Source organism: Neomegalonema perideroedes DSM 15528, from assembly GCF_000374145.1.
GTDB lineage: Bacteria > Pseudomonadota > Alphaproteobacteria > Rhodobacterales > Rhodobacteraceae > Neomegalonema > Neomegalonema perideroedes.
In genome coordinates this window covers 35,334-57,170 of the sequence record NZ_KB893664.1, presented here as the reverse complement: position 1 = coordinate 57,170, position 21,837 = coordinate 35,334, and the positions used below count along the sequence as shown (strand labels likewise).

16 protein-coding genes are annotated in these 21,837 nt (G+C 66.7%); 4 read left to right on the top strand and 12 right to left on the bottom strand.

Annotated features, from left to right (window positions below):
• Nucleotides 1-6 precede the first annotated feature (6 nt).
• From B161_RS18245 to B161_RS0114495, 11 genes are all read right to left on the bottom strand, one after another.
• On the bottom strand, nucleotides 7-837 hold the full coding sequence (locus tag B161_RS18245; protein ID WP_018634174.1) for a ChaN family lipoprotein: 831 nt from the start codon (nucleotides 835-837) through the stop codon (nucleotides 7-9).
• A 2-nt stretch (nucleotides 838-839) separates the two neighbouring features.
• Nucleotides 840-1,526 carry a hypothetical protein gene (locus B161_RS0114540; RefSeq protein ID WP_018634173.1) on the bottom strand — a complete coding sequence of 229 codons (687 nt, stop codon included), beginning with the start codon at nucleotides 1,524-1,526 and terminating at the stop codon, nucleotides 840-842.
• Nucleotides 1,523-3,313, bottom strand: a complete 1,791-nt coding sequence (locus B161_RS0114535) for an ABC transporter ATP-binding protein/permease (RefSeq protein WP_018634172.1) — start codon at nucleotides 3,311-3,313, stop codon at nucleotides 1,523-1,525. Before B161_RS0114535 ends, B161_RS0114540 begins: the two co-directional genes overlap by 4 nt.
• 1 nt (nucleotide 3,314) lies before the next feature.
• On the bottom strand, nucleotides 3,315-5,591 hold the full coding sequence (locus B161_RS18240; protein WP_018634171.1) for a TonB-dependent hemoglobin/transferrin/lactoferrin family receptor: 2,277 nt from the start codon (nucleotides 5,589-5,591) through the stop codon (nucleotides 3,315-3,317).
• 137 nt (nucleotides 5,592-5,728) lie between these two features.
• Entirely contained in the window at nucleotides 5,729-6,838 is a 1,110-nt protein-coding gene (locus B161_RS18235) for a siderophore-interacting protein (RefSeq protein ID WP_018634170.1), read from the bottom strand.
• Complete coding sequence (gene fhuB / locus B161_RS0114520; protein WP_018634169.1) at nucleotides 6,835-8,790, bottom strand: Fe(3+)-hydroxamate ABC transporter permease FhuB; 1,956 nt, start codon at nucleotides 8,788-8,790, stop codon at nucleotides 6,835-6,837. The genes B161_RS18235 and fhuB overlap by 4 nt, the downstream gene beginning before the upstream one ends.
• A complete protein-coding gene (locus B161_RS0114515; protein ID WP_018634168.1) occupies nucleotides 8,787-9,683 on the bottom strand; it encodes an iron-siderophore ABC transporter substrate-binding protein in 897 nt (298 codons plus the stop codon). Before B161_RS0114515 ends, fhuB begins: the two co-directional genes overlap by 4 nt.
• Entirely contained in the window at nucleotides 9,673-10,473 is an 801-nt protein-coding gene (locus B161_RS0114510) for an ABC transporter ATP-binding protein (RefSeq protein ID WP_018634167.1), read from the bottom strand. The genes B161_RS0114515 and B161_RS0114510 overlap by 11 nt, the downstream gene beginning before the upstream one ends.
• Entirely contained in the window at nucleotides 10,467-12,890 is a 2,424-nt protein-coding gene (locus B161_RS0114505; RefSeq protein ID WP_018634166.1) for a TonB-dependent siderophore receptor, read from the bottom strand. The genes B161_RS0114510 and B161_RS0114505 overlap by 7 nt, the downstream gene beginning before the upstream one ends.
• A gap of 159 nt (nucleotides 12,891-13,049) precedes the next feature.
• Nucleotides 13,050-14,018, bottom strand: coding sequence for a siderophore-interacting protein (locus B161_RS0114500; protein ID WP_018634165.1), 969 nt, complete (start codon nucleotides 14,016-14,018; stop codon nucleotides 13,050-13,052).
• An 82-nt stretch (nucleotides 14,019-14,100) separates the two neighbouring features.
• Nucleotides 14,101-14,634, bottom strand: a complete 534-nt coding sequence (locus B161_RS0114495; protein WP_018634164.1) for an RNA polymerase sigma factor — start codon at nucleotides 14,632-14,634, stop codon at nucleotides 14,101-14,103.
• Between the two features lie 185 nt (nucleotides 14,635-14,819).
• Between B161_RS0114495 and B161_RS0114490 the strand changes: the two genes are divergently transcribed.
• Nucleotides 14,820-15,374 (top strand): helix-turn-helix domain-containing protein, encoded by a 555-nt coding sequence (locus B161_RS0114490; protein WP_018634163.1) that lies wholly within the window; start codon nucleotides 14,820-14,822, stop codon nucleotides 15,372-15,374.
• 11 nt (nucleotides 15,375-15,385) lie between these two features.
• Nucleotides 15,386-15,919: a GNAT family N-acetyltransferase gene (locus tag B161_RS0114485; RefSeq protein ID WP_018634162.1), complete on the top strand. Its 534-nt coding sequence runs from the start codon at nucleotides 15,386-15,388 to the stop codon at nucleotides 15,917-15,919.
• A gap of 5 nt (nucleotides 15,920-15,924) precedes the next feature.
• Here the strand turns inward: B161_RS0114485 and B161_RS0114480 are convergent, their stop codons facing one another.
• Nucleotides 15,925-17,937: an aliphatic sulfonate ABC transporter substrate-binding protein gene (locus tag B161_RS0114480; RefSeq protein ID WP_169338284.1), complete on the bottom strand. Its 2,013-nt coding sequence runs from the start codon at nucleotides 17,935-17,937 to the stop codon at nucleotides 15,925-15,927.
• Nucleotides 17,938-18,130: 193 nt separating this feature from the next.
• On the opposite strand from B161_RS0114480, the gene B161_RS20115 reads away from it, so the two are divergent.
• Entirely contained in the window at nucleotides 18,131-20,104 is a 1,974-nt protein-coding gene (locus B161_RS20115; protein ID WP_018634160.1) for a vWA domain-containing protein, read from the top strand.
• A 374-nt stretch (nucleotides 20,105-20,478) separates the two neighbouring features.
• The gene (urtA, locus tag B161_RS0114470; protein WP_018634159.1) at nucleotides 20,479-21,768 is read left to right on the top strand and encodes an urea ABC transporter substrate-binding protein; all 1,290 of its coding nucleotides are present in this window, start codon (nucleotides 20,479-20,481) and stop codon (nucleotides 21,766-21,768) included.
• Nucleotides 21,769-21,837 lie beyond the last annotated feature (69 nt).

The window sequence follows — 21,837 nt, the reverse complement described above, 5'->3', positions numbered from 1 at the left end:
AGGCGTTCAGGCGGCGGGGGCTCGGGGGGCGGGCGGATCGAGGTCGGGCGGCAGGTCGAAGACGGCCTCCGCGAGGGGGCGCTCGCCGTAAGGCCCCTGCAAGCCCTCGGCGTCGGGCAGGAGGACGGCCCAGTCCTTCAGCCCGAGATCCTCAAGCTGCCAAGGCGTCCCGAGGCCCCATTCGAGATGTCCGCGCCCGATGATCCCGATCATCAACGGCGGCTCCGGCCGGTCGAGGGCCTTGGCGAGGTTGCAGGCGAAGGCGCGGTCCCAGACCTGTTGCGCCCGCACGAAGCGGTCGAAGCTCGGGGCTTCGGGGGATTGCGACTCGCGGTTGGGCCGGACGCCTCCGGTGATGTCGAAGAGATAGCGGCGATATTCCGGGCTGGCGGCGCGGGCGGGCGTCAGACCCTCGCGGTCGGCCTCGGGGATGGCCTCCCAGCCGAGCTTCCCCACCTCCGAGACGAGGCCGCGACGGCAGTTCAACCCATGCATCGGCACGCCGAATTCGCGGCAGAAGCGAAAGAGCGGCAGATAGATCTCAGGCGGAAAGCCCCAGACCTTCGCCCATTCGGCGCGCTCCAGAAACTCCGCCTCCGGGAGATCCCCCGCGACCCATTCCGCAAGCACCGGGTCCAGCCGCGCGGGAAACATCTCGAAGCCCATGGCCACGGGACGACGGGCCGCCAGACCCGCCGCCACATGCAATTGCCAGCGATGAAGGGCGGCGCTGTCATGGCGCTCGCCGAGCAGCACGACGCTGCGGGCGGCGAGGCGGTCCATCAGATCCGGGTGAGAAATCGCCGCGCCCGCGGCGGGATCGGTCCAGCCGCGCATGATCAGACCTCCTCGCTCAGGCTCAGGCCGATGCGGCGGCCTTCGGCGTCGAGGGCGTGGCTCGCGCCCGCTTCGTCCTTCTCCCAGCCCGCGACGCCGCCCGCCCGCAGATGAAGGTGGAAATCCTTGGTCATCACATTGAGGAAGCCCGAGGAGGGCCGCAAAGCCGCGATCTCGCCGCGCCAGAACTGCGTGAATCCCGGACGCGCGAAGGCGATCACGGCCCGGCGTCCCGAGCCCTCCAGAGCGCGGAAAGGCGGCAGGATCGGGTCGTCCTCGGCCAATTCGCGCGGCTCCGGACGGGGCTCCTCCGGCGAGGGGAATTCCGGCGCGGCGGCGATGTCTTCGAGGACCGCCGCGAAGGGCTCCAGCCCCTCCATGCCGACCATGGCGAAGACCGTCGCGCCTTCGGCGTCGCGGAACTCGAGGCGCGGATAGATCTTGCCCTGCATCTCCGAAGAGCGGTCGTAGATCACCGAGGCCAAAGCCTCCGGCGCGATCTCGGACTCCTGCGTCGCGCCTGAGAGGCGCAGCTTGCCGCCCTCGCGCGCGACGGCCTCCACCACGCCGATCCGCTCATGAGTCACGGGGCCGCTCTGGCCGATGACCATCGTGCGGCCCATGCGCGGCGCCAGTTCGAGCAGACTTGCGGGATCGACCTCCAAACGGAGGGGAAGGGTCATGGTCATGCCGTCATCCTTGCTTCAGGCTGGGCTTCAGACTGGGTTGAATCTTGGGTTTCGTCTTGAGGGTCGGAAAGCTCTCCGCCGATCCGGATCACGTCATGGGCCCCGAGTCCGAGGGGCGGACGATGAGAGACCATGAGAATCGCGGCCTCCGGCGCCTCCTCGCGCAGGAGGCGCAGAAGCGCGGTTTCAGCGCCGAGATCCAGACCGCTCGTCGCTTCGTCGAGAATGATCCAATCGGGCCGCGCGAGGATCGCCCGCGCGAAGGCCAGACGCTGCCTTTCGCCCATCGAGAGCCCTTGCAGCGATTCCGCCGCCGGAGCCTCCAGACGATCCGCCCGATGCTCCAGCCCGAGCCGGATCAACAGGCGGCGCAGATTCTCCGACTCTAAAGCGGCGGGGTCTTCGGGATAGCAGGCCGAGGCCGCCAGACCTCCGGCGAAGACATGGCCGCCTTGCGGAATGAAGATCATCCGGCCTTTGGGAAGCTCGATCCGCCCCTCGCCATAGGGCCAGACTCCCGCCAGAGCCGCGAGCAGAGTGCTTTTGCCTCGTCCCGAAGCTCCGGCGAGCCAGGTCCGGCTTCCGGGGCGCAGATTCAGATCGGGCGTCGGGGCCAGAGCGCGGCCCTCCGGCGTGAAAAGCCGCAGGCCGTGAGTCCGCAGAGCCTCCCCGGCGCCCGGCTCGCGGAGGATGGCGGCGGGCGCCGAAGGCAAAGGCTCAGGCGTCTCCGCCGCCTTGAGCAATCCGTCGAGGCGCTCCGACACCGCCACGAAGGCCGCCAGATCGCGATAGGAGAAGATGAACCAGCTGAGAGTCGTCACGACGTTGGAGAAGGCCGAAGCCAATTGCATCAGCCCGCCGAGCGTCACGGCGCCCGCGAAATAGGCGGGCAGAGCCAGAAAGGTCGGGATGCGCAGCACCGTCTGGAAATAAGGACGGGTGAAGACGCCGAGGATCAATTCGCGCCGGATGAGATGGCGCCAATTGCCCTTGATCTGCGCGAAGAGCCCGTCCAGACGCCGCCTTTCGGCGGGCTCGCCGCCCGAGACGGCGATCTCGGTCGCGTTCTCGCGCATCTGCACCAGCGCATGACGAAAATCCGCCTCGCGCCGCTCCTGAGCGAAATAGAGCCCCTTCAGCGGCTTGCCGAGCCCATGAGTCAGCAAAGTGGAGAGCGCCACATAGACGAAGGCCGCCCAAACCATATAGCGCGGAATCTCGATCTGAGCGCCCCCGAGGGCGAAGCTCAAAGGAAAGGCGGAGAGATTCCACAGCAAAACCACATAAGAAACCAGAGCCACCACCTTCGACAGCAGCTCAAGGCTTTCTCCGAGCAGATGATGGACGAAGAGACGGCAATCCTCCGCAAGGCGCTGATCGGGGTTGTCCACCGGAGTCGGCGAGAGGCCGGGACGCAGCCGCCAATAGGCTTTTCCCTCCAGCCAGCGGCTCATCGCGGCCCGCGTGAGGTTCTCGCGCCAGCGCATGAGCAGCCTTTTGCGCAGCCAGTCGCTGAGCAGGAAGCTTCCCGCCGAAACCGCCGTCAGCAGCGCGAAGACGCCGATCTGACGCGCCGCCGCGCCGCCGTCCATTTGCTCCAGCGCGTCGTAGAAAGCCTTGTTCCAGGCGATCAGCCGCAGCGAAATCCAGACGCCGAAGAACTGAAGCCCGAGAATGAAGGCGTAAATCCCCAATCCGCCCCAGAAGGCGCGCCCCCGGTCGCCGCCGCCCGAGGCGGCCAGAAAGGTCAGACGCAGAATGCGGCCGAGAACGCGCCAGAGCTTCATGTCAGAACCTCACGTCGAGCGAGACGCGGAACTCGCGGCCCGGCTGGGTCTGAAGCTCCAAAGGATTGGTGATGGCGACGCTGGTCAGAGGCGGAACCTCGTAGGAATAGGGCATGGGCGAGGTGAAATAGCGTTTGTCGAAGATGTTCAGCACCGAGAAATTCAGGCTGGCGTTCTCCGTGACGCCCCAATTGGCGTGCGCGTCGAAGACGGCGTATCCCGGCGGCTTGAACAGATTCTCGGCGCTGGCCTTCTTCACGCCCTGGGCGAAGGTTCCGAAGAGCTGAAGCTTCAGATCCGCCTGAGGGATCTCATAGGCGAGGCCGAGCGTCGCGGTCAGGGGCGCGACGTTATAGGGCCTCCAGTCCGCGCCTGCGGCGGCGCGCTGCTCGCCGTTCTGCCAGGAGAGCGCCGCGCTGGCGCTGAGGTTGTCGGTCAGGCGCCAGTCGCCCGAGGCCTCGACGCCCCAGATCTTCACCTGATCCAGATTGACGCTGGTGTAGTCGTTGGTTCCGGGGACGTTGTAGAAGCCCTGAATGAAGTCGTCGTAATCGGCGTAGAAGCCGTTGACCGAGAAACTCCCCCGGTCATATTGGCCGCGCAGACCCAGCTCGAAGCTGTTCACCTTCTCCGGCTTGAGATTTGGATTAGGCGTCTGATTGAAGGAGACGCCCGCCGAGGAGGTGAACAACTGCGAGGCCGTGGGCATTTTGAAGCCCTGAGCCGCCTTGCCGTAGACCGAATATGTGTCGTCCAGCCGCCAGATCGCGCCGAGATTGCCCAAAAGCCGCTGACTGTCGAGCTTCCGGGGCTCGGAGCCGGGAACGTAGCTGTAATGCGCCTGCGGACGCGGATCGATCTTATAAGTGGCGAAGCGCAGGCCCGGCGTGATCTCCAGCCGATGGTCGAAGAGCGAAATCCGGTCCTGCGCGAAGAGGTCGGCGCGGGTGGTGCGGGCGTCGGCGAAATTGGTCGGATAGGTGACGCGGTCGGCGGCGCCCGGCGCGCTGATCACGTTATAGCGGACGTAATCCAGCGTGGCGTAATCGCCGTCGAAGCCCAGAGTCACGGAGTGATCCGCGCCGAGCGCCGCGAAATCCTTGCGCGCCTGAACGTCGAGTTCGAGGAAATCCTCATCCACGCGGGTGAAGTCGCGGGTCTGGGTCTCGACGCCGCCGACCACGTCGCGGCGCAGGCCCTGACGATCCACAGATTGCGGCGAGTAAGAAACCCGCGTGACCACCTCGTCGACCCAAGGCCCGTAGGGCGTCCAGCTATGTTCGAGGCCGTAGCGCTGGCGCGAGGTGATTTGCTCGCGGTCGTAGCTGCGCAGAGTCTCGGTCAGGCCCTGATTATAAGCGACCTCCATTTCGCGGCGCATGACGTCGGCGGCGAACTCCAGCCGATGGGCGTCGTTGGGCTCATAGACCAGCTTGCCCAGAAAGCGGGTGGTCTCCTTATCGGTGGGGTTCAGCTCGTTGCAGGGGGTGGCCCCGAGATCCGTCCGACGCGGACAGCCGTAAAGGCCGCCGTCGGCGCGGGCCTTGGAGAGGCGCGTTTCTTCGGCCCGGCTATGGGAGGCGCCGAGCAGAAGCTTCAGATCCGGCGTCAATTGCTGCGCGAAGAGCGCCGAGCCTTCGGCGCCGACGTCCACGCTGTCATAGGACATGCGGACCCGCCCCGCGCGGTTCTCGCCCAGCAGGACGTCCTCAGGATCGACGGTCTCCAGCGCCACAATGCCGCCGAGGGCGTCCGCGCCCCAGAGCACCGAGCCCGGACCGCGCACCACGTCCGCCTGACGCAGAAAATTGAAGTCGAGATAATCGCGGGTGCCGTCCCCGACGCGCTCGGCGATGCGCGAGCCGTCCACCAGCATCTGCACGCGGTTGCCGCCCACGCCGCGTATGGTGAAGCCGCTATAGCTGGCGAAGGGATCGGCGCCGGAGGTCATGAAGCTGGTGATCACGCCGGGCATATAGCGCGTCAGCTCCTTCATGTCGGAGACGCCCTGCTCCTCCAGAGTCTCGCCCGTGACGACGGTGATGGCGCCCGGAACGTCCATGACCGTGGAGCCGGAGCGGTCGCCGTAGATGGTGATCGGCTCCAGCAGGATCACGAGGTTCTCCGGAGCCGGAGTCTCGGGATTCGGGATCTCGGGGGTCGAATTCTCCGAGGCTGAGCGCGCGTCGGGCGCCGGAGCCTCCTGCGCCAAGGCCCCAAAGGGGAATGGCGCGACGGAGAGCATGAGAAGCGATGAAAGCGAAAGGCGCAGCCGCAAGGAATCCTCCCCGACCCTTTTCGAAGGTCGATGCTGTTTGCGGCTGGCGTCGATCAGGAAGCTGGCTCGAAAAATCCCTTGGGCGCGCCCAAAGGATAGTCTCGCCTATAATTTCTTACTGATTCCGTCAAGAAACTCTATGTGGCTTTTCCATCGGATTGAGATCCAAGCTCCCAATAGGCGTAGAGACGCGCACGTCTTTTCATCTGCGGCGCGACGGAGGCCGTGATCTTGCGCATCCGCGCCGCGACGGCCTTTTCGCAGCCCGCCCAGATGAAGGCGCCTTCCAGCCCGCCTTCCGCCAGACGCGCCTCCAGAGCCGCCTCCAGCAGCCCCGAGCGCCCCGGCGAGGCCGCGCCCCGACGCAGCCAGACCACCCGCGCCCGCGCCAAAGAGACCAGATCCTGCTCTTCTCCGGCGTCGGCGACTTCGATGAAAGCCTCGATTTCGGCTTCCGGCGGCGATTCCTCAAGCATCCGCGCGATGGCGGGCGCGGCGGATTCGTCGCCGAACAGGATCAGCCTCTCCGCCTGAGGCAGGCCGTCGCCGCCCGGCCCCATCAACCCGACCTCCGCGCCGGGAAGCGCCTTGCGGGCGAAATCCGCGCCGGGAGAAGCCCCGCCCTCATGCAGCGCGAAATCCACCGAGATCGTCCCGGCGACCCGATCCGCCGCGCGGATCGTATAGACGCGGTTGACCGGAAGCGCTTCTCCGATCGGCCAATCGGGCTTTCCGTCGGGCTTCGGCTTCGGCCAGCGCGGGGCGCCCTGCTCCGGCGGCGGGAAAAGCCGGATGTGATAGCCCGCCCCCTCCGCATAGAGGCTCGGATCCTCGCAGGCGAAGACCAAACGGCGCATGCGGGGCGTCAGGTCGAAAGCCCGCAGGACTCGCGCCAGACGGAATTTGGCGGGCGGAAGCTCCGCCCCCACCCCGCCCGTTCCATCGCCCGACCATTCCACCGCCGTCTCTTCTCCGGCGAATTCATGGACGTGTTCGGCGACGAAGGCTTGAATCAGCGCGAGGATCTCCGGCGATTCCGCGGCCGCCTCGACGAAGACCCGATCCGAAAAGCGCTCCACAGACACCGAGCCGAAAGGGCTCTCCAGCAAGGCGCCGCTCTCGGTGAGCGTGACCTCGGCGTGCTCGGTCATATGCGCGAGCACTTCGCGCAAGACGCGCTCCGGCTCTTCGAGGAGGATCACGGCGCGGCTGCGGAGCCTCTCCGGGGATTCAGAAAGCTGGGTCATGTTCGGCCTCGCCTGAAGAGCAGAAGAATCAAGAAGGGCGCGCCCAGCAGAGCCGCCGTCAAACCGGCGGGAATCTGCCAGGGGAAGACGACCGTCCGGCCGATCCAGTCGGCGGCGACCATCAGCCCCGCCCCGGTCAGCGCGGCGGCCGCCGTCTGAGAGGCCGCGCGGGAGAAGCCCAGTTCGCGCGCCAGATGCGGCGCCATCAGCCCGACGAAGCTCAGAGGCCCGAGGCCGAGCGTCGCCGTCGCGCTCAGAGCCCCCGCCAAAGCGAAGAGCCGAAGCCGCGCGGAGCGCACCGGAATCCCGAGAGCCGAAGCCGTCTCCGGCCCCAGAGGCAGAAGATCCAGCCAGCGCCGCGCCAGAAGCGCCGGAAGGATCAGAACCACGGCCGCGCCGCAGAGCAGCGCGGCGCCCGAAGCCTCGGCGCCATAGGTCGAGCCGCTCATCCAGCGCAGGATCGTCAGGGCGCGCGGATCTCCCGTGGCGGCCATCAGCCCGACCAGAGCGTCGACCAAAGCGCTCAAAGCTATGCCGACCAACAACACCCGCTCCGGCGCGAGAGCCGAGCGGCGGGTCGAGATCAGAATGGCCGCCAGCACGGCGAAGGCTCCTAGCCCCGCGAATCCGAGCTGCGCGGCGAATCCGGGCGTCGCCAGCAGGAAGACGCCGAGCGCCAGACCCAGAGTCGCGCCGGAGCTGACCCCCAGAACCTCCGGGCTGGCCATCTCATTGCCGGTGAGGCGCTGGAGCAGCAAGCCCGAAACCGCCAGCATCGCCCCCGCCGCCAAAGCCGAGAAGACCCGCGGCGCCCGTAAAGACAGCATCTCCGCGCCGAAGCTCCAGCCGCCGCCCGTCTCGCGCCCGAGGAAGAGCGCCAGAACCAGCAGAACCGCCAAAGCGGCGCAGAGCAGCGCGAAGCCCGTTCTCAGGTCGCCTCTGCGCGGCGGCGCAGGCGGGGCGCGGACGAAGGCCTCGCGGCGGATCTTCAGCCGCGACAGCAGCAGGAGCAAGAGCGGCGAGCCGAAAATCGCCGTGACGGCGCCCGTCGGCAGCAGATCGCTGAACATCCCCGCGACGATCTGCAACAGGGCGTCCGTCGTCAGGAGCAGCAAAGCGCCGATCAGCCCCGAAGACAGCAAAAGCGCCGGAACCCTCCGCGCGCCCAGAAGCCGCGCCAGCAGCGGCGCGACGAGTCCGATGAAGCCGATCACCCCCACCGCGCTGGTCACGAGGGCCGAGAGCCCCACCGCCAGAGCCAGCGCGAGGAACCGCGTCCGCCCCAATTTCAGCCCGAGGGCCGAAGCCTCTTCGTCGCCCAGCTCCAGCAGCGTCAGAGGCCGCAGCAGAAAGCCGCAGGCCAGAGCCAACAGCCCGGTCTTCCAGAGCAGCGCGAGCGGCGCCTCCCAGCTCTGGGTCGCCAGAGAGCCCGCGCCCCAGATGAAGAGGCTCACCATGCGGCGGTCGTTGAGATAGATCAGCACGGCGGCGAGCGCGCCGCTCCAGAGGCCGATCACCAGCCCCGAAAGCACCAGCGTCAGCGGCGAGAAGCCGCGCCGCGCGCCCAGAGCCATGACCAGCGCCGCCGCCAGTCCCGCGCCGACGAGCGCCACGACGTCGCGGCCTAAACCGAGCAGGACCGGGAAAAACAGCATCGCCACGGCCAAGGCCAGATGCGCCCCCGCCGAAACGCCCAAAGTCGTCGGCGAGGCCAGAGGATTGCGCAAGACCTGTTGCAGCAAGGCCCCCGCCAGCGAAAGGGCGAAGCCCGCGATCAGCGCCGTCGCCAGCCGGGGAAGCGTGGAGTGCAGCAGCCGCATCCGCGCGGCGTCATAGCCGGAGACCTCGGGCGCGAGAAGGCCGGGCGCGATCAGCGTCCAGAGCAGGGCCGCCGCAGCCGAAATCCCGATCAAAAGAGCCAGCGCCGGGAGAAGACGAATTCCGCCGCTCATGCCTCGGCCTCCATGGCTTCCGTCACGAGGCGGGCGAAGCGCATCGCCTCATTGACCATGCCGAAGAGCAGCACGGGCGGCAGAGGCCGGATGCGCCCCGGCTGCGCGATGGGCAAAGCGCGCCAGAGCGGGCTGCGGTCGAGCGTTCTGAAGACGTCCTTCGGAACCGGCTCAAAGACCAGCAACAGGGCCTCGGGATCAGAGATGCGGGACAACTCCTCGACGGGCAGAGTCTGAAAACCCCAAGGCCCGGTCGATTCCGGCCATGCGTTCCTGACGCCGATCCGCAGCAGAACGTCGTTGAACAGGCTCGGGTCGGCGCTGATCCGCACATGGCGGGAATCCCAGAAATGAATCAGCGCCGCGGATTTGCGCGCGCGCCCCGCCAGACGCGCGCGGGATTCGGCGAAAACCTCCTCCATGCGGTCCAACAGCGCCTCGGCTTCGACCTCGCGGCCGATCCGCGCCGCCACGGCGCGCGTGGCCGAGATCGCCGCTTCGAGGATCGGCGTTCCGGTCCAGATGAAGGTCTCCAGACGCAGCACGGGGGCGAAACGCTCCAGACGCGGAATCTGCGCGTCCAGCCATGAGGTCGCGAGGATCAGATCCGGCTTGAGCCTCGCCAGAACCTCCAGATTGGGCTCAGAGGAGATCCCCAATTCCGCGACTCCGGGCGGCATGGCGGGCTCGACGACCCATTCGCTCCAGCCCGCCAATTCCGAGATCCCGACCGGGGGCGCGCCCAGCCCGAGCAAAGTCGAGGAGAGGCCGTAATCAAGGCTGACCACGCGGGGCGCGCCCTGCGCGAGAGCCGGAGCGAGGCCGAGCAGCCCCGCCGCAGGCGCCGCCGCGAGCAGCGCGCGGCGCGTCAGGGAGGAAGGATCAAACGACATAGGCGATGGGCGCTTCCCGGCCCGGCGGATGGGTCACGTTCATCTCCACGTCGTAGATCAGACGGAGGGTTTCGGGGGTCATGATTTCGGCGGCCGGGCCGCTCGCGACGACCTCGCCGCCCTTCAGCGCATGGATCAGATCGCAGAAGCGCGCCGCCATGTTCACCTCATGCATGACGACCACCACCGTCAGCCCCTTCTCTTGCGAGAGCCCGCGCAGCAAAGACAGAACCTCCACCTGATGCGCCACGTCCAGCGCGGCGGTGGGCTCGTCGAGCAGCAGACATCTGGCGTCCTGAGCCAGCATCATGGCGATCCAGGCCCTTTGACGCTCGCCGCCAGAGAGGGTCTGCACGAAACGCTCCTCGAAGCCGCCCAAACCCACCGCCTCGATTCCGGCGGCGACCTTGCGGCCGTCCTCTTCAGTGAAGCGCCCAAGGGGGCCATGCCAGGGATAGCGGCCGCAGGCGACGAGTTCGCGCAGGGTCATGCCCGGCGCCGCTCCCATCTCCTGCGGCAGCCAGGCGACCTGGCGGGCGAAGGCGCGCTCGCCGAAGGCGCCGACCGCCCGTCCATCCCACAGCACGGCGCCGCGCGTGGCTTCGGCGCGGCGCGCCATGATGCGCAAAAGGCTGGATTTGCCCGATCCGTTATGTCCGAGCAGCGCGGTCATGCGGCCCTTCGGAAAGGACAACCCGACCCCGCGCAGGATCTCGCGGCCCTGAACGGAAAGACCGACGCCCTCCAAACGGAAGGCGCCGGCTTCGGAGGAGACGGCTTCGCTCACCATGTATGCCGCAGCGAAAGCCGGAAGGTCTGAGGCGTTCCGTAGAATTCGGTGTCCGGCTCGCTCCAAGTCTCGACGTGGCTGACGTATTCCTTGTCGAAGAGGTTTTCGACGTTCAGCGTCAGAGCCGTGTTTTCGGTGATCTGATATTTCGCCATGGCGTCGAAGACCACATAGGGGTCCAGCTTGAAGGTGTTGTTCTCATTGGCGAAGCGCGAGCCGACATAACGCGCGCCAAGGCCCAGCGTGACGTCGCCGCGCGCTCCGGCGCCGGGAATGGTGTGGTCCAGCCAGAGCGAGGCCGTATGCTCGGGGATGAACATCGGCCGGGTTCCGTCATAGGCTCCCGAGGCGGATTTCGTGACCTCGGCGTCGGTGTAGCTATAAGCGAGGGTGAGGTTCGTCCGGTCGGTGAGTTCGGCCTTGCCCTCCAGCTCGACGCCGCGGCTGCGGACCTCGCCGTCCTGCTCGATGCCGAAATAGGGCGGGCCGCTGAACTGCTTATAGCGCGGAACGTTGGTTTGGGTCAGATCATAGACCGCCGCCGAGAACAGGCCGTTCACCCCCGGCGGACGCCATTTGACGCCCAATTCGTACATTTCGCCCATCATGGGCTCGCTCTCGGTCATGAGCATGGCGAATTGATTGCTCGGCAGGACCGGCGTGAAGGATTCCGAATAGGTTCCGTAAATCGAGAGATCTTCGTCGACCTTATAGGTCAGACCGCCGCGCAGCGTGACGGCCTGCTCCTCGATGGGGACCGGAAGGCTGAAGAAGCCGTAGATCTGCGTCGCCGTGGCTTCGACCTCGTCATAGCGCGCGCCGAGCGTCAGGATCCAGCGGTCGTCGAGCGTCAGCTCCTCCTGCGCGTAGACGCCCCAGGTCTCTTCTTCAGTCGCCAGCTTGTAATAAGGCCGGAGGGTCACGCAGGCGCGCCCGCAATAAACCGGATTGGCGAGATCGCCGAGGCCGCCCGCCGTTCCTTGCTCGATCTCTTCGAAGGTTTCGGCCGTGGTGTAGTCGGCGCCGATCAGGGTCCGGCTTTTGACGCGCCCGAAGCCGAGGTCGTATTGCACATGGGCGTCGATGGAGTCGCGGCTCAGATCGCCGTCGACCCGCCAGGCCAGACGCCCGACGTCGGGAGAGCGGTTCCCCGCCGCATAGACGTTTTCGCTAAGGAGATCCAACTCCGTATGGCGGCCATGCGAGCGGAAGACGAGGCCGTTTGAGAAATCATGCTCGAAGGCGAAGCCGACGCCCCATTCGGTGGTGTCGTTGGTCTCGAAATCCGGCTCTCCGAGGAAGGTCCAAGGATCGATTCCCGAACCGCGCGGAATTCCATAGCGGTTGGAGCCGCCGCGGTCGTTGTAATCGGCCATAATGGTCAGGGCGGTGCGGTCGGTGGGCTTCCAGGTCAGGGCCGGAGCCAGATACAGCCGATCATCCGATGAGACGCCGTTGGGCGAAGTGGAATCCTGCTTCTTGGCGGTCAGGCGATAGGTGAAGACGCCTTCGGCGTCCAGCGGCCCGCCGAAATCGGCGCCGACCTCCAGATGATCCTCGCCGCCCGTGGCGTAGACTTCGCCGAATTTATAATCCACCGGGCGCTTGGTGATCATATTGACCAGACCGCCCGGATTATTCGCGCCGTAGAGCGTCGAGGTGGAGCCTTTCAGAACCTCGACGCGCTCCACGCCATAAGGCTCGACGCGCCCGCCGGTCAGGTTATAGGTGCGCACCGGCAGGCCGTCGCGATAAATGCCCGAGGTCGTCTGATTGAAGCCGCGGATCGCCACGAAATCATAACGCTCGTCGCCGCCATACAGATTGGTCGAGACGCCCGCGGTGTAGTTCAGCGCGCCGTCCAGATCGTTCACGCCGCGCGCCTTCAGCTCGTCGGCGGTGATCACCGAGACCGAGGCGGGAACGTCGATGACCTCGGCGTCGGTTTTCGAGCCCGTGCCGGTGCGATGCGCCACGATCCCCGCCACCGGCGCCCAAGTGCTCCCCGCGCCGCCGACGTAGATCGTGTCCAGCAGGATCGGAGCCGGCGCCGCCTGAACCGGCGCGGCGGAGATGGTCGCGGCGTTCGGGCCGGAGAAGGCGAAGGTCAGGCCCGTCCCGGAGAGCAGAGCCGTCAAGGCCGCCTCGGGGGTGAGGTCGCCCTGCGCCCCGGCGGAAGCGCGGCCTGCGGCCTCCTCGGGCGCGACATAGGCCTGAACCCCGGTCTGGAGCGCGAAGGCCGCCAAAGCCGAATCTAAAGGCTGCGCCGGGATGGCGACCGGAAAGACTCCGACGGCTTGCCCTCCGGTCTGCGCCCGGGCGGGAGCCCCCGCCAAACTTAAAGCCGCGCAGGTCGTCAGCAAGGCCAGCAGCCGCGCCCGCCGCGCTTTCGCCGCCTTCTTCGCCATCTCAGTCATGCCATATCCCAGTTTTTTCTGGTTCGGGACGCCAGAGACGCGCCCCCTCCTGATGAGAGAGACGCCGGGACTGGGAAAAAGCATTACTGGAATCGTCGGATTTTTTTCGCGCCTGCGGAATTTTTTTCGGAGGCCGAGACGAAAACCGGGAGAATCCCTTTATTCCCAATAGGCCGCGACGGTGAATTCCGTTTTGGCCAAGCCCCTCCCCAGCAGATGCGCCCGCGCCGCCCGCGCCAGAGAGGCATGGGCCGCGAACCAGACATGGCCGCCCTTCGGCGTCTCGACCGCCTCCAGAGCCGCGAGGAGATCCGTCGAGAGCGCGGCGCGCGGATCTCGCCGCAGATCGCCCAGATCCTCCGGGGCCGCGCAGGAGATCCAGGCCCGGGCCTCGGGCTGCGCGGAGAGCCTCAAAATGCGGGAGAGGGCGGGAATGGCGGTCTCGTCGCCGAAGAGCAGAAGCGGCGCGCCCTCGGGACAGAGCCCGCCGTTCGGCCCCAAAATCCCCAATGTCCGCCCGAGCGGCTCGCGCTCAAACCAAGCGCAAGTCGGGCTGCCCTCATGGCGGAAGACCTCGAATTCGAGCCAATCCTCGCCCTGATCCGTCGTGGTGTAGGCGGGCGCGTGGATCCTATCCTCGCCCTTGGGCCAGATCACGCGGCCCGTCGGCCCGACGCGCGGCCAGATGGGCGCCCGGTCCTGCGGCGGCAGCAGCAGCCGGAAATGAAGGCCATGCTCGGCGGCGAAGCGCGGCGCCTCCGGCCCCTCGACGCGCAGCCGCAGGAAATTCGGACTCCGCAGCCCCGCCGAAGCCACCCGCATCAGCGCGAGGCCCGGCGCCAAAGCGCCCTCCGCGACATCCGTCCAGAGGACTTCCGCCTCATGCAGGGCGAAAGCCTCGGCTATGGCGTCCTGAAGCGCGCGCAGGAATAATTCGTCGTCGGAGCTGAGTTCGATCCCGAATCCCTCTCCGGCGGGGGTGAAGCAGGCCAGAGCCCCCCAGAGATCCAGCCGGATGCGGGTCTCCTCCTGCGTCGCGGGCGCGCCCCATTCCTCCGCATGAGCCAGTAATCCGGGAATGGCGGAGGGCTTCACATTGCGCGCCAGACCTGTCGTGCGAAATTTCATCGGCGTCCTGCGGGAGTTGAGGGAGCGGGCTGAATCTGATTAGGAGAAAAACCTCCGGCGGCCAAGCGATCCGCGCGGCGGCTCAGTCTCCTTCCTCCTCTTCCTCGCCTTCGGCCTCGGTCAGCCTGCGCCGCAGCGCGCCGAGGCCCTTGACCATATGGACCATCACCGTATTGCGGGAGACGCCCATCTTCTGCGCGATCTCGACATAGCTGAGCCCCTCGAACTTATGCAGCCGCACGACCTCGCGGCAGCGCGGCGGCAATTCCGCCAGAGCATGGTCGAGGGCCTCCTCCGCCTCGCGCGCGATCAGCGCCGCCTCGACGGAGGGCCGGGGATCGGCGATCTCCTCGCTGAGGCAGGCTTCCGAGGGGAAGACCTCCCGGCTCCGTCGCGCGCGGCGCAGGGCGTCGAAGAAGAGGTTCTCCGCGATGCGGCGCAGATAGGCCCGCAGATCCCGGATGTCCTCCGGCGGAGTCTGCGAGAGCTTGAGGAAGGCCTCCTGCGTGAGATCCGCCGCCTCCTCCGCTGAAAATCCGCGCCGCCGATATCTGAGCTGAAGCCTGCGGCCTTCCTCCAGATAAAGCTCGGTGAGGGAGATCGGATCGAAATGCATATGCCGAAGCCTGTTCCCAGAGGGGAGAGCTTCCGCGCGGAACGACGCGGAATCGGGAAATGGCTTTCGGCTGACCCGAAGCGTCAGATACAGAGGCGGGGCGCAAAAAGCAATGCGGAGCCCTCCGCCCGAACATAGGCCGGAGAGGCTTGCGCATTTCTCATATATGAGATATTTTCTCATATATGAAGCAAACCAACCCTCATGAAGCCTTGGCCGGACATCTGCGCCGCCTGCGTCAGGAACGCGGGCGCAGCCTGCAGGAGCTCGCCGAGGCCAGCGGCGTCAGCCGGGCCACGCTCTCCAGAATCGAGAAGGCCGAGGTCAGCCCCACCGCCGAGACTCTGGGGCGGCTGGCGGCGGCCTTCGGTCTGCCGCTCTCGCAGTTGCTCGCGCCGATGGAGCGAAGCTTCCCGCCTCTCTTCCGCCGCGCCGACCAGCCCCTCTGGACCGACGCGCGGAGCGGATTCGCCCGCCGCTCGCTCTCGCCGCCCGCCGCCTCTCTGCGCATCGAGATGATCGAGGGCGAAATCGCGCCGCACCGGCGCATCGCCTATGAGCGCCCCGCCTTCGCCGGGCATGAGCATCATCTCGTTCTGCTCTCGGGCGCGCTGAGGCTCACGGCGGACGGCCTGAGCTATGATCTGGAGCCGGGCGATTGCCTGAGATACCGCCTGCAAGGCTCCTCCAGCTTTGAAACCGGCGCGCAGCCGGCCCGCTATCTTCTCGCCATGACCTGAGGAGCCTTTTCATGGATCTGCGGATTCGCGAACTCGACGCCGCGGCGCTCGACGAACGGCTGGGGGCGCTGTCGCGCATCCTCGCCGACAGCGTGGAGGCCGGAGCGGCCGTCAGCTTCATGGCCCCGCTCTCCGACGAGGCCGCGGCGCGCTTCTGGTCGCGGGACGTGCGGCCCGAGCTTGAGGCCGGGCGGCGCATCCTCTTCGGGGCGGAGCGCGACGGCGAGCTTCTCGGCGTGGTGCAGCTGATCCTCGCCATGCCGCCCAATCAGCGGCATCGGGGCGAAATCGCCAAGATGATCGTCCATCCCCGCGCCCGTCGGCTCGGGATCGGCCGGGCGCTCATGCTCCGCGCTCTGGAGCGGGCGGAGGAGCTGGGCAAAACCCTCGTCACCCTCGACACCCGGACCGGAGACGCCGCAGAGCCGCTTTACGCCTCGGTCGGCTTCGAGACGGCGGGGATCATCCCGGATTACGCCTGGAATCCCGACGGCGGCGCCACCCACGCCACGACCTATATGTTCCGGCGGCTTGCTCGCGCCTAACGCCCCTAACGCAGCGCCGCCACGGCGTCGCTGATCAGCACCGGAGACCTCAGCAGGCCGCTTTCATAAAGCCGGTCGGCGACCAATTGCTGTTCGGCCACCACGGAATCGTCCAGAAGATTCGCGCCGAAGCTCATCCGCCGCAAGGCCGTCTCGACGGCCATGGCGTCGAGCTTGATCTCCTGCGCGAGGATGCGCGCCATGCCGGGCGCATGCCGGACGGCCTGCTCTCCCGCCGTCCGCAGCTCCTGCAGCAGCATGTCGACGATCTCGCCGTTGGCGGCCACATAGGCGGGCCGCCCGAGATAAAATTGACGGTTCGGCGCGAGATCTCCGCCGTCGGTCAGCACCTTCACGTCGGCGGAGCGCAAGGCCGCGCTGAGGATCGGATCCCAGATCGCCCAAGCGTCGATCTCTCCGGCTTTCAGCAGCCGCAGAGGCTCCTCGTCGGGCGAGAGATCGACCTGCCGCACGTCGTCGAGGGTCAGGCCATGGCGCTGCAAGGCCCGGATCAGCAGATAATGCACGTTGGAGCCGAAATTCAGCCCGATCTTCTTGCCCTTCAGCCCGGAGGCGTCCCGCAAGGCGCTGTCGCCGCGCACGAGGATGGCCTCGCCTTTGGGGGCGGGCGGATCATGCGCCAGATAGACCAGAGGCGCCCCCGCCGCCTGAGCCAGAATCGGCGGAGCCTCTCCGGTGGCGCCGAAATCCACCGCGCCCGCGCCGAGCGCCTTCAAAAGCTGAGGCCCGGCGCTGAATTCGGTCCATGAGACGCGGATTCCGCGCTCCGCGAGCCGCCGCTCCAGCGTGCCTTTGGATTTGAGGATCGAGCCCGCGCCGTATTTCTGATAGCCGATGTTCAGGATTTTCGGCTCCGGGGCGGATTTTCTCCGGGGCGGCGGCGTCTCGCTCCGCCTTTTGGGCTCCAGAATCCCCAGCTGCGTGAGATGGGTGCGCAGACTATGGCGCGGCATCCCCAAAAGCGCGGCCGTCCGCAATTGATTGCCGCCGGACAACTCATAGGCCGAGCGCAGAAGGCTGGAGAGCGTCCGCTGAAAAATCTCCGGCTCGCCCGCCGCCGCCGCCTTGCGCAGAGCGAAGGCCACCCGCTCCTCCAGAGTCCCGCCCCCCGCCTCCTCGCGCGGGAGATGGGCCGCGAGATTCAAATCCCCCGCCTCGATCATCGGGCCGCGCGCCATATGCAGGGCGCTTTGCACGACGTTCTCCAGCTCGCGGATGTTGCCCGGCCAGCTATGGCGCTCCAGAGCCGCCAGAGCCTCAGACGAAAAGCTCAGATCGGGGCGCCCTGCGCGCAGCTTGCGCTGATCGAGGAAATGTCGGGCCAGAGGCGCGATGTCCGAAGGCCGCTCGCGGAGCGGCGGGATGCTCACCCGCGCCACGTTGAGCCGGAAGAACAGATCCTCGCGGAAACGCTTCTCGCGCACCGCCGCCCCGAGATCGACATTGGTGGCCGCCACCACCCGCACGTCGATGGGCAGGGCCCGGCGCGAACCCACCCGCGTCACCTCCTGCTCCTGAAGCACGCGCAGAAGCTTCACCTGAAGATGCGGCGGCAGATCTCCGATCTCGTCGAGCAGCAGCGTGCCGCCATGGGCGGCCTCGAACCATCCCGGCTGATTGCGCAGCGCTCCGGTGAAGGCGCCTTTCTCATGGCCGAAGAGCTCGGCCTCCGCGAGGCTCTCGGTGAAGGCGCCGCAGTTCACCGCCACGAAAGGCCCCTCGCGGCGGGGGCTGTTGGCGTGGAGATAGCGCGCCACAAGCTCTTTTCCGGCGCCGGTCTCGCCCAGGACCAGCACGGTCACGTCGCTGGGCGCGAGGCGGTCGAGATCCTCCTGAAGCGCCCGCGAGGCCGGATCCGCGAGGATCATGGCCGTGGCGCGGATGCTGGTCTTGAGCGCCGCGCGGGTGGGCTCGTCGAAGGCGAGGATGCGGCTGCGGCCGATTTCGGCCGTCCGGATTCCGCCCTGAGCCTGAAAAGGTGACGTCCTGACCGCCATGGCGCCGCGCCTCGCTCTGAAATTCCGCGTCAGGATAAGCGCCAGCCCGAAGATGTTTTCATATTTTGATCGCATGAGCTTATGCTCGCCTTCGCGGAGAATTCCCGGATCGGGATCCCTCCGCAGAGGACGACCGCTTATTCTCGGCCCTTTATTCTCGGCCATCCGGGGCTGCTTCTTACGGAGATTCGGCATGAAGCCTGTTCTGAAAGCGGCGCCCGCCGCCCTCGCCCTTCTCGGCCTGAGCGCGGCGGCTCCGCCCGCTCTGGCGCAGGAGCGGCCGAACACCATCCTCGTCCTCGACGCTTCCGGCTCCATGTGGGGCCAGATCGACGGCGTGAACAAGATCGTCATCGCCCGCGAGGCGGTGGCCGGAATCCTGAAGGATTTCCCGGCGGATCAGAATCTCGGCTTCGTGGCTTACGGCCATCGCCAGCGCGGCCAATGCTCCGACATCCAGACCATCGTCGAGCCCGCGCCCGGAACCGCGCCGGAGATCGTCAAGATCGTGAACGAGCTGAATCCGCGCGGCATGACTCCGATGACCGACGCGGTGATCGCCGCCGCCCAAGCTCTGCGCCACACCGAGCAGGCCGCTACGGTGATCCTCGTCTCGGATGGAATCGAGACCTGCAATCCAGACCCTTGCGCCGCCGCCCGCGCGCTGGAGGAGGCCGGAATCGACTTCACCGCCCATGTCGTCGGCTTCGACGTGAAGGGCGAGGCCGAAGCTCTGATGCAGATGCGCTGCATCGCCGAGGAGACCGGAGGCCGCTTCCTCACCGCCGACGACGCCGAGGAGCTGACCGAGGCGCTTCAGCAGGTCGTCGCGGCGCCGACGTCGGCCGAGTTCTCCTTCGCCGCGCATCTCTCGCCGGAGCCCATCGGGCCGGAGGCGGTTTGGTCCTGGTCCGCCGTCCCGGCGACCGGAAACCTCGTTCCCGGCGAAGTGCTGTGGGAGATCTCCAGCGAGGCCCTCGGCTTCGCGGCTGAATTGACGGGCAATCCCGTCACGGCGGAGCTTCCTTTCGGCGAATACGTCGTGACCGCCCATGCGGCCGAATTGGACATGTTCGCGCAGCATACGGATTCCTTCGCGCCGGAGGGCGCCCGCGCCCTGACCGCGCTTTTCCCGCCCGCCGAACCCGCGCCCTCCGCCGTGACCCTGACCGCCGTCATGGAGGAGGAGGACGGCCCCGTGGTCGAGACTCCGGTGGTCTGGAGCCTCAGCCTCGACGGCGAGGGCTTCGAGATCGACGGCAATCCCGGCGAGATCGAAGTGCGGCCCGGCCTCTGGCGCGTGACGGGCTATCACGTCGTGCTGGAGCAGGAGAAGACGGCCGAGCTTCAGGTCGTCGCGGGCGAGCCTCTGGAGCATCGGATGGTCTTCGAGGCTCCGGCGCCGAAAGCCGCGCTGACCGCTCCGGAGAGCGCCCCCGCCGGATCCATGCTCGAAGTGGAGTGGACCGGACCCGACGCCGAGCGCGACAACATCCAGATCGCCCCGGTCGGGGCGAGATATTACGACTTCGCCTATACGGAGCGCGGAAATCCGGCGCGGCTGCAAACGCCCGCCGAGCCGGGCGAATATGAATTGCGCTATTCCTTCCGCGACGCCGAAACCATCGCCACGCGCCCCATCACGATCACCGAGACGGAAACCACTCTGACCGCGCCGGAAAGCGCCCCCGCTGGCTCCATGCTCGAAGTGGAGTGGGTCGGCCCCAACGCCTCTCGCGACAATATCCAGATCGCCCCGGTCGGCGGGGGATATTACGACTTCGCCTATACGGAGCGCGGAAATCCGGCGCGCGTCCAGCTTCCGGCGAAGCCGGGCGCCTATGAACTGCGCTATTCCTTCCGCGACGCCGAAACCATCGCCACGCGCCCCATCACGGTCACCGAGATCGAAACCTCCCTGACCGCGCCGGAAAGCGCCCCCGCCGGATCCGTGATCGAAGTGGAGTGGGTCGGCCCCAACGCCCCTCGCGACAATATCCAGATCGCCCCGGTCGGCGGGAGATATTCCGACTTCGCCTATACGGAGCGCGGCAATCCCGCCCGGATCCAACTGCCCGCCGAGCCGGGCGCCTATGAATTGCGCTATTCCTTCCGCGACAGCGAAGTGATCGCCACGCGCCCGATCGCCGTCGTCCCGGCTCCCTGATCGCCGCCCCCCCGCCGCCCCCCCGCCGCCCCAAGACCCTCCATGGGGCGGCGGAGGAAAAAGGCCGAATTTCCTTAAAATCGCTTCGCTCTCCATGGCCCGCCGCCGCCCGCTCAAAGATTGATCGGAGATTTTTGCATAAAATTTAGACTTCATTCATATTTTTGATGATTTTTTAATCCATTATTTTCGCCTAAGCTCATATTTTATGCTGATAAGAAGCTTTGACCGCCTCCATCCTCGCATTTGCGAGGGGGACTCCGGCGAATCCTCCGTGATTCACCCTCTATCCCTTTGATTCCCCACATATGGCTCAGCCTTTGCTTTGCGTTTCGCAGCGCAATAATCATCGGGGACCGAAGATGGCGAATTGGATGGGTTGGGGCAGGAGCGCGCTTCTGGCGGGAGCTTTAAGCGCCCCTCTGACGGCGGGCGTCGCCTTCGCGCAGGAAGGCGAGCCGATCAAGGTCGGAATCCTGCATTCGCTCTCGGGGACCATGGCGATCTCCGAGACCACGCTCAAAGACACGATGCTCTTCCTCATCGAGAAGCAGAACGCGGCGGGCGGCCTGCTCGGGCGGCCTCTGGAGCCGGTGACGGTGGACATCGCCTCCGACTGGCCTCTGGCCGCCGAACTGGCGCGCCGCATGCTCGAAGTCGACAAGGTGGACGTGGTCTTCGGCTGCTGGACCTCGGTCTGCCGCAAGTCGGCGCTGCCGGTCTTCGAGGAGCTGAACGGGCTGTTGTTCTATCCGGTGCAATATGAGGGCGAGGAGAGCCAGCGCAACGTCTTCTACACGGGCGCCTCTCCGAACCAGCAGGCCATTCCCGCCGTCGACTACCTCATGAACGAGGAAGGCGTGGAGCGCTGGGTTCTGGCGGGCACCGATTACGTTTATCCCCAGACGACCAACCTCATCCTTGAGCAATATCTCAAGGACAAGGGCGTGGCCGCCGAAGACATCATGATCAACTACACGCCCTTCGGCCATTCCGACTGGCAGACCATCGTCTCCGACATCGTGGCCTTCGGCTCGACGGGCAAGAAGACCGCCGTGGTCTCGACCATCAACGGCGACGCCAACGTGCCTTTCTATCGCGAACTGGCCAATCAGGGCGTCAAGGCCGAGGATATTCCGGTCGTGGCCTTCTCGGTGGGCGAAGAGGAGCTTTCGGGCTTCGACGCCGCGCCGCTGGTGGGGCATCTGGCGGCCTGGAACTACTTCATGAGCGTCGACACGCCCGAGAACGCCGAATTCATCGCCGATTGGCAAGCCTTCATCAAAAACGACAAGCGCGTGACCAATGATCCCATGGAGGCCCATTACATCGGCTTCAATCTCTGGGTGAAGGCGGTCGAGGCGGCGGGGACCACCGATCCCGACGCGGTGATCGAAGCCATCGTCGGGCTGGAGACTCCGAACCTCACGGGCGGCGTGGCGAAGATGCTGCCGAACCATCACATCACCAAGCCGGTGCTGATCGGCGAGATTCAGGAAGACGGCCAGTTCTTCGTCGTCTCGGAGACCGGGGATCTCGTCCCCGGCGACGCTTGGTCGGATTTCCTGCCCGGCTCCAAGGATCTGGAGGCCGATTGGACCGCGCCGATCAATTGCGGCAATTACAACACGGTCACGCAGACTTGCGGCGCCGCCGCCCAATGAGGCGCGGCCAAGCTGAAGTTTAGAGCGTCGGGACGCTTCTCATCCTGTCCGACGGCGCTCTGAAAGCCC

Excerpts from the sequence above, each read along its gene's own strand:
- B161_RS0114515 (WP_018634168.1), bottom strand. The coding sequence starts at position 9,683 with ATGTCGTTTGATCCTTCCTCCCTGACGCGCCGCGCGCTGCTCGCGGCG.
- B161_RS0114490 (WP_018634163.1), top strand. The coding sequence starts at position 14,820 with ATGAAGCAAACCAACCCTCATGAAGCCTTGGCCGGACATCTGCGCCGC.
- B161_RS0114540 (WP_018634173.1), bottom strand. The coding sequence starts at position 1,526 with ATGACCATGACCCTTCCCCTCCGTTTGGAGGTCGATCCCGCAAGTCTG.
- B161_RS0114500 (WP_018634165.1), bottom strand. The coding sequence starts at position 14,018 with ATGAAATTTCGCACGACAGGTCTGGCGCGCAATGTGAAGCCCTCCGCC.
- urtA (WP_018634159.1), top strand. The coding sequence starts at position 20,479 with ATGGGTTGGGGCAGGAGCGCGCTTCTGGCGGGAGCTTTAAGCGCCCCT.
- fhuB (WP_018634169.1), bottom strand. The coding sequence starts at position 8,790 with ATGAGCGGCGGAATTCGTCTTCTCCCGGCGCTGGCTCTTTTGATCGGG.
- B161_RS0114485 (WP_018634162.1), top strand. The coding sequence starts at position 15,386 with ATGGATCTGCGGATTCGCGAACTCGACGCCGCGGCGCTCGACGAACGG.
- B161_RS18245 (WP_018634174.1), bottom strand. The coding sequence starts at position 837 with ATGCGCGGCTGGACCGATCCCGCCGCGGGCGCGGCGATTTCTCACCCG.
- B161_RS0114495 (WP_018634164.1), bottom strand. The coding sequence starts at position 14,634 with ATGCATTTCGATCCGATCTCCCTCACCGAGCTTTATCTGGAGGAAGGC.
- B161_RS0114510 (WP_018634167.1), bottom strand. The coding sequence starts at position 10,473 with ATGGTGAGCGAAGCCGTCTCCTCCGAAGCCGGCGCCTTCCGTTTGGAG.
- B161_RS20115 (WP_018634160.1), top strand. The coding sequence starts at position 18,131 with ATGAAGCCTGTTCTGAAAGCGGCGCCCGCCGCCCTCGCCCTTCTCGGC.
- B161_RS0114480 (WP_169338284.1), bottom strand. The coding sequence starts at position 17,937 with ATGGCGGTCAGGACGTCACCTTTTCAGGCTCAGGGCGGAATCCGGACG.
- B161_RS18235 (WP_018634170.1), bottom strand. The coding sequence starts at position 6,838 with ATGACCCAGCTTTCTGAATCCCCGGAGAGGCTCCGCAGCCGCGCCGTG.
- B161_RS0114505 (WP_018634166.1), bottom strand. The coding sequence starts at position 12,890 with ATGACTGAGATGGCGAAGAAGGCGGCGAAAGCGCGGCGGGCGCGGCTG.
- B161_RS0114535 (WP_018634172.1), bottom strand. The coding sequence starts at position 3,313 with ATGAAGCTCTGGCGCGTTCTCGGCCGCATTCTGCGTCTGACCTTTCTG.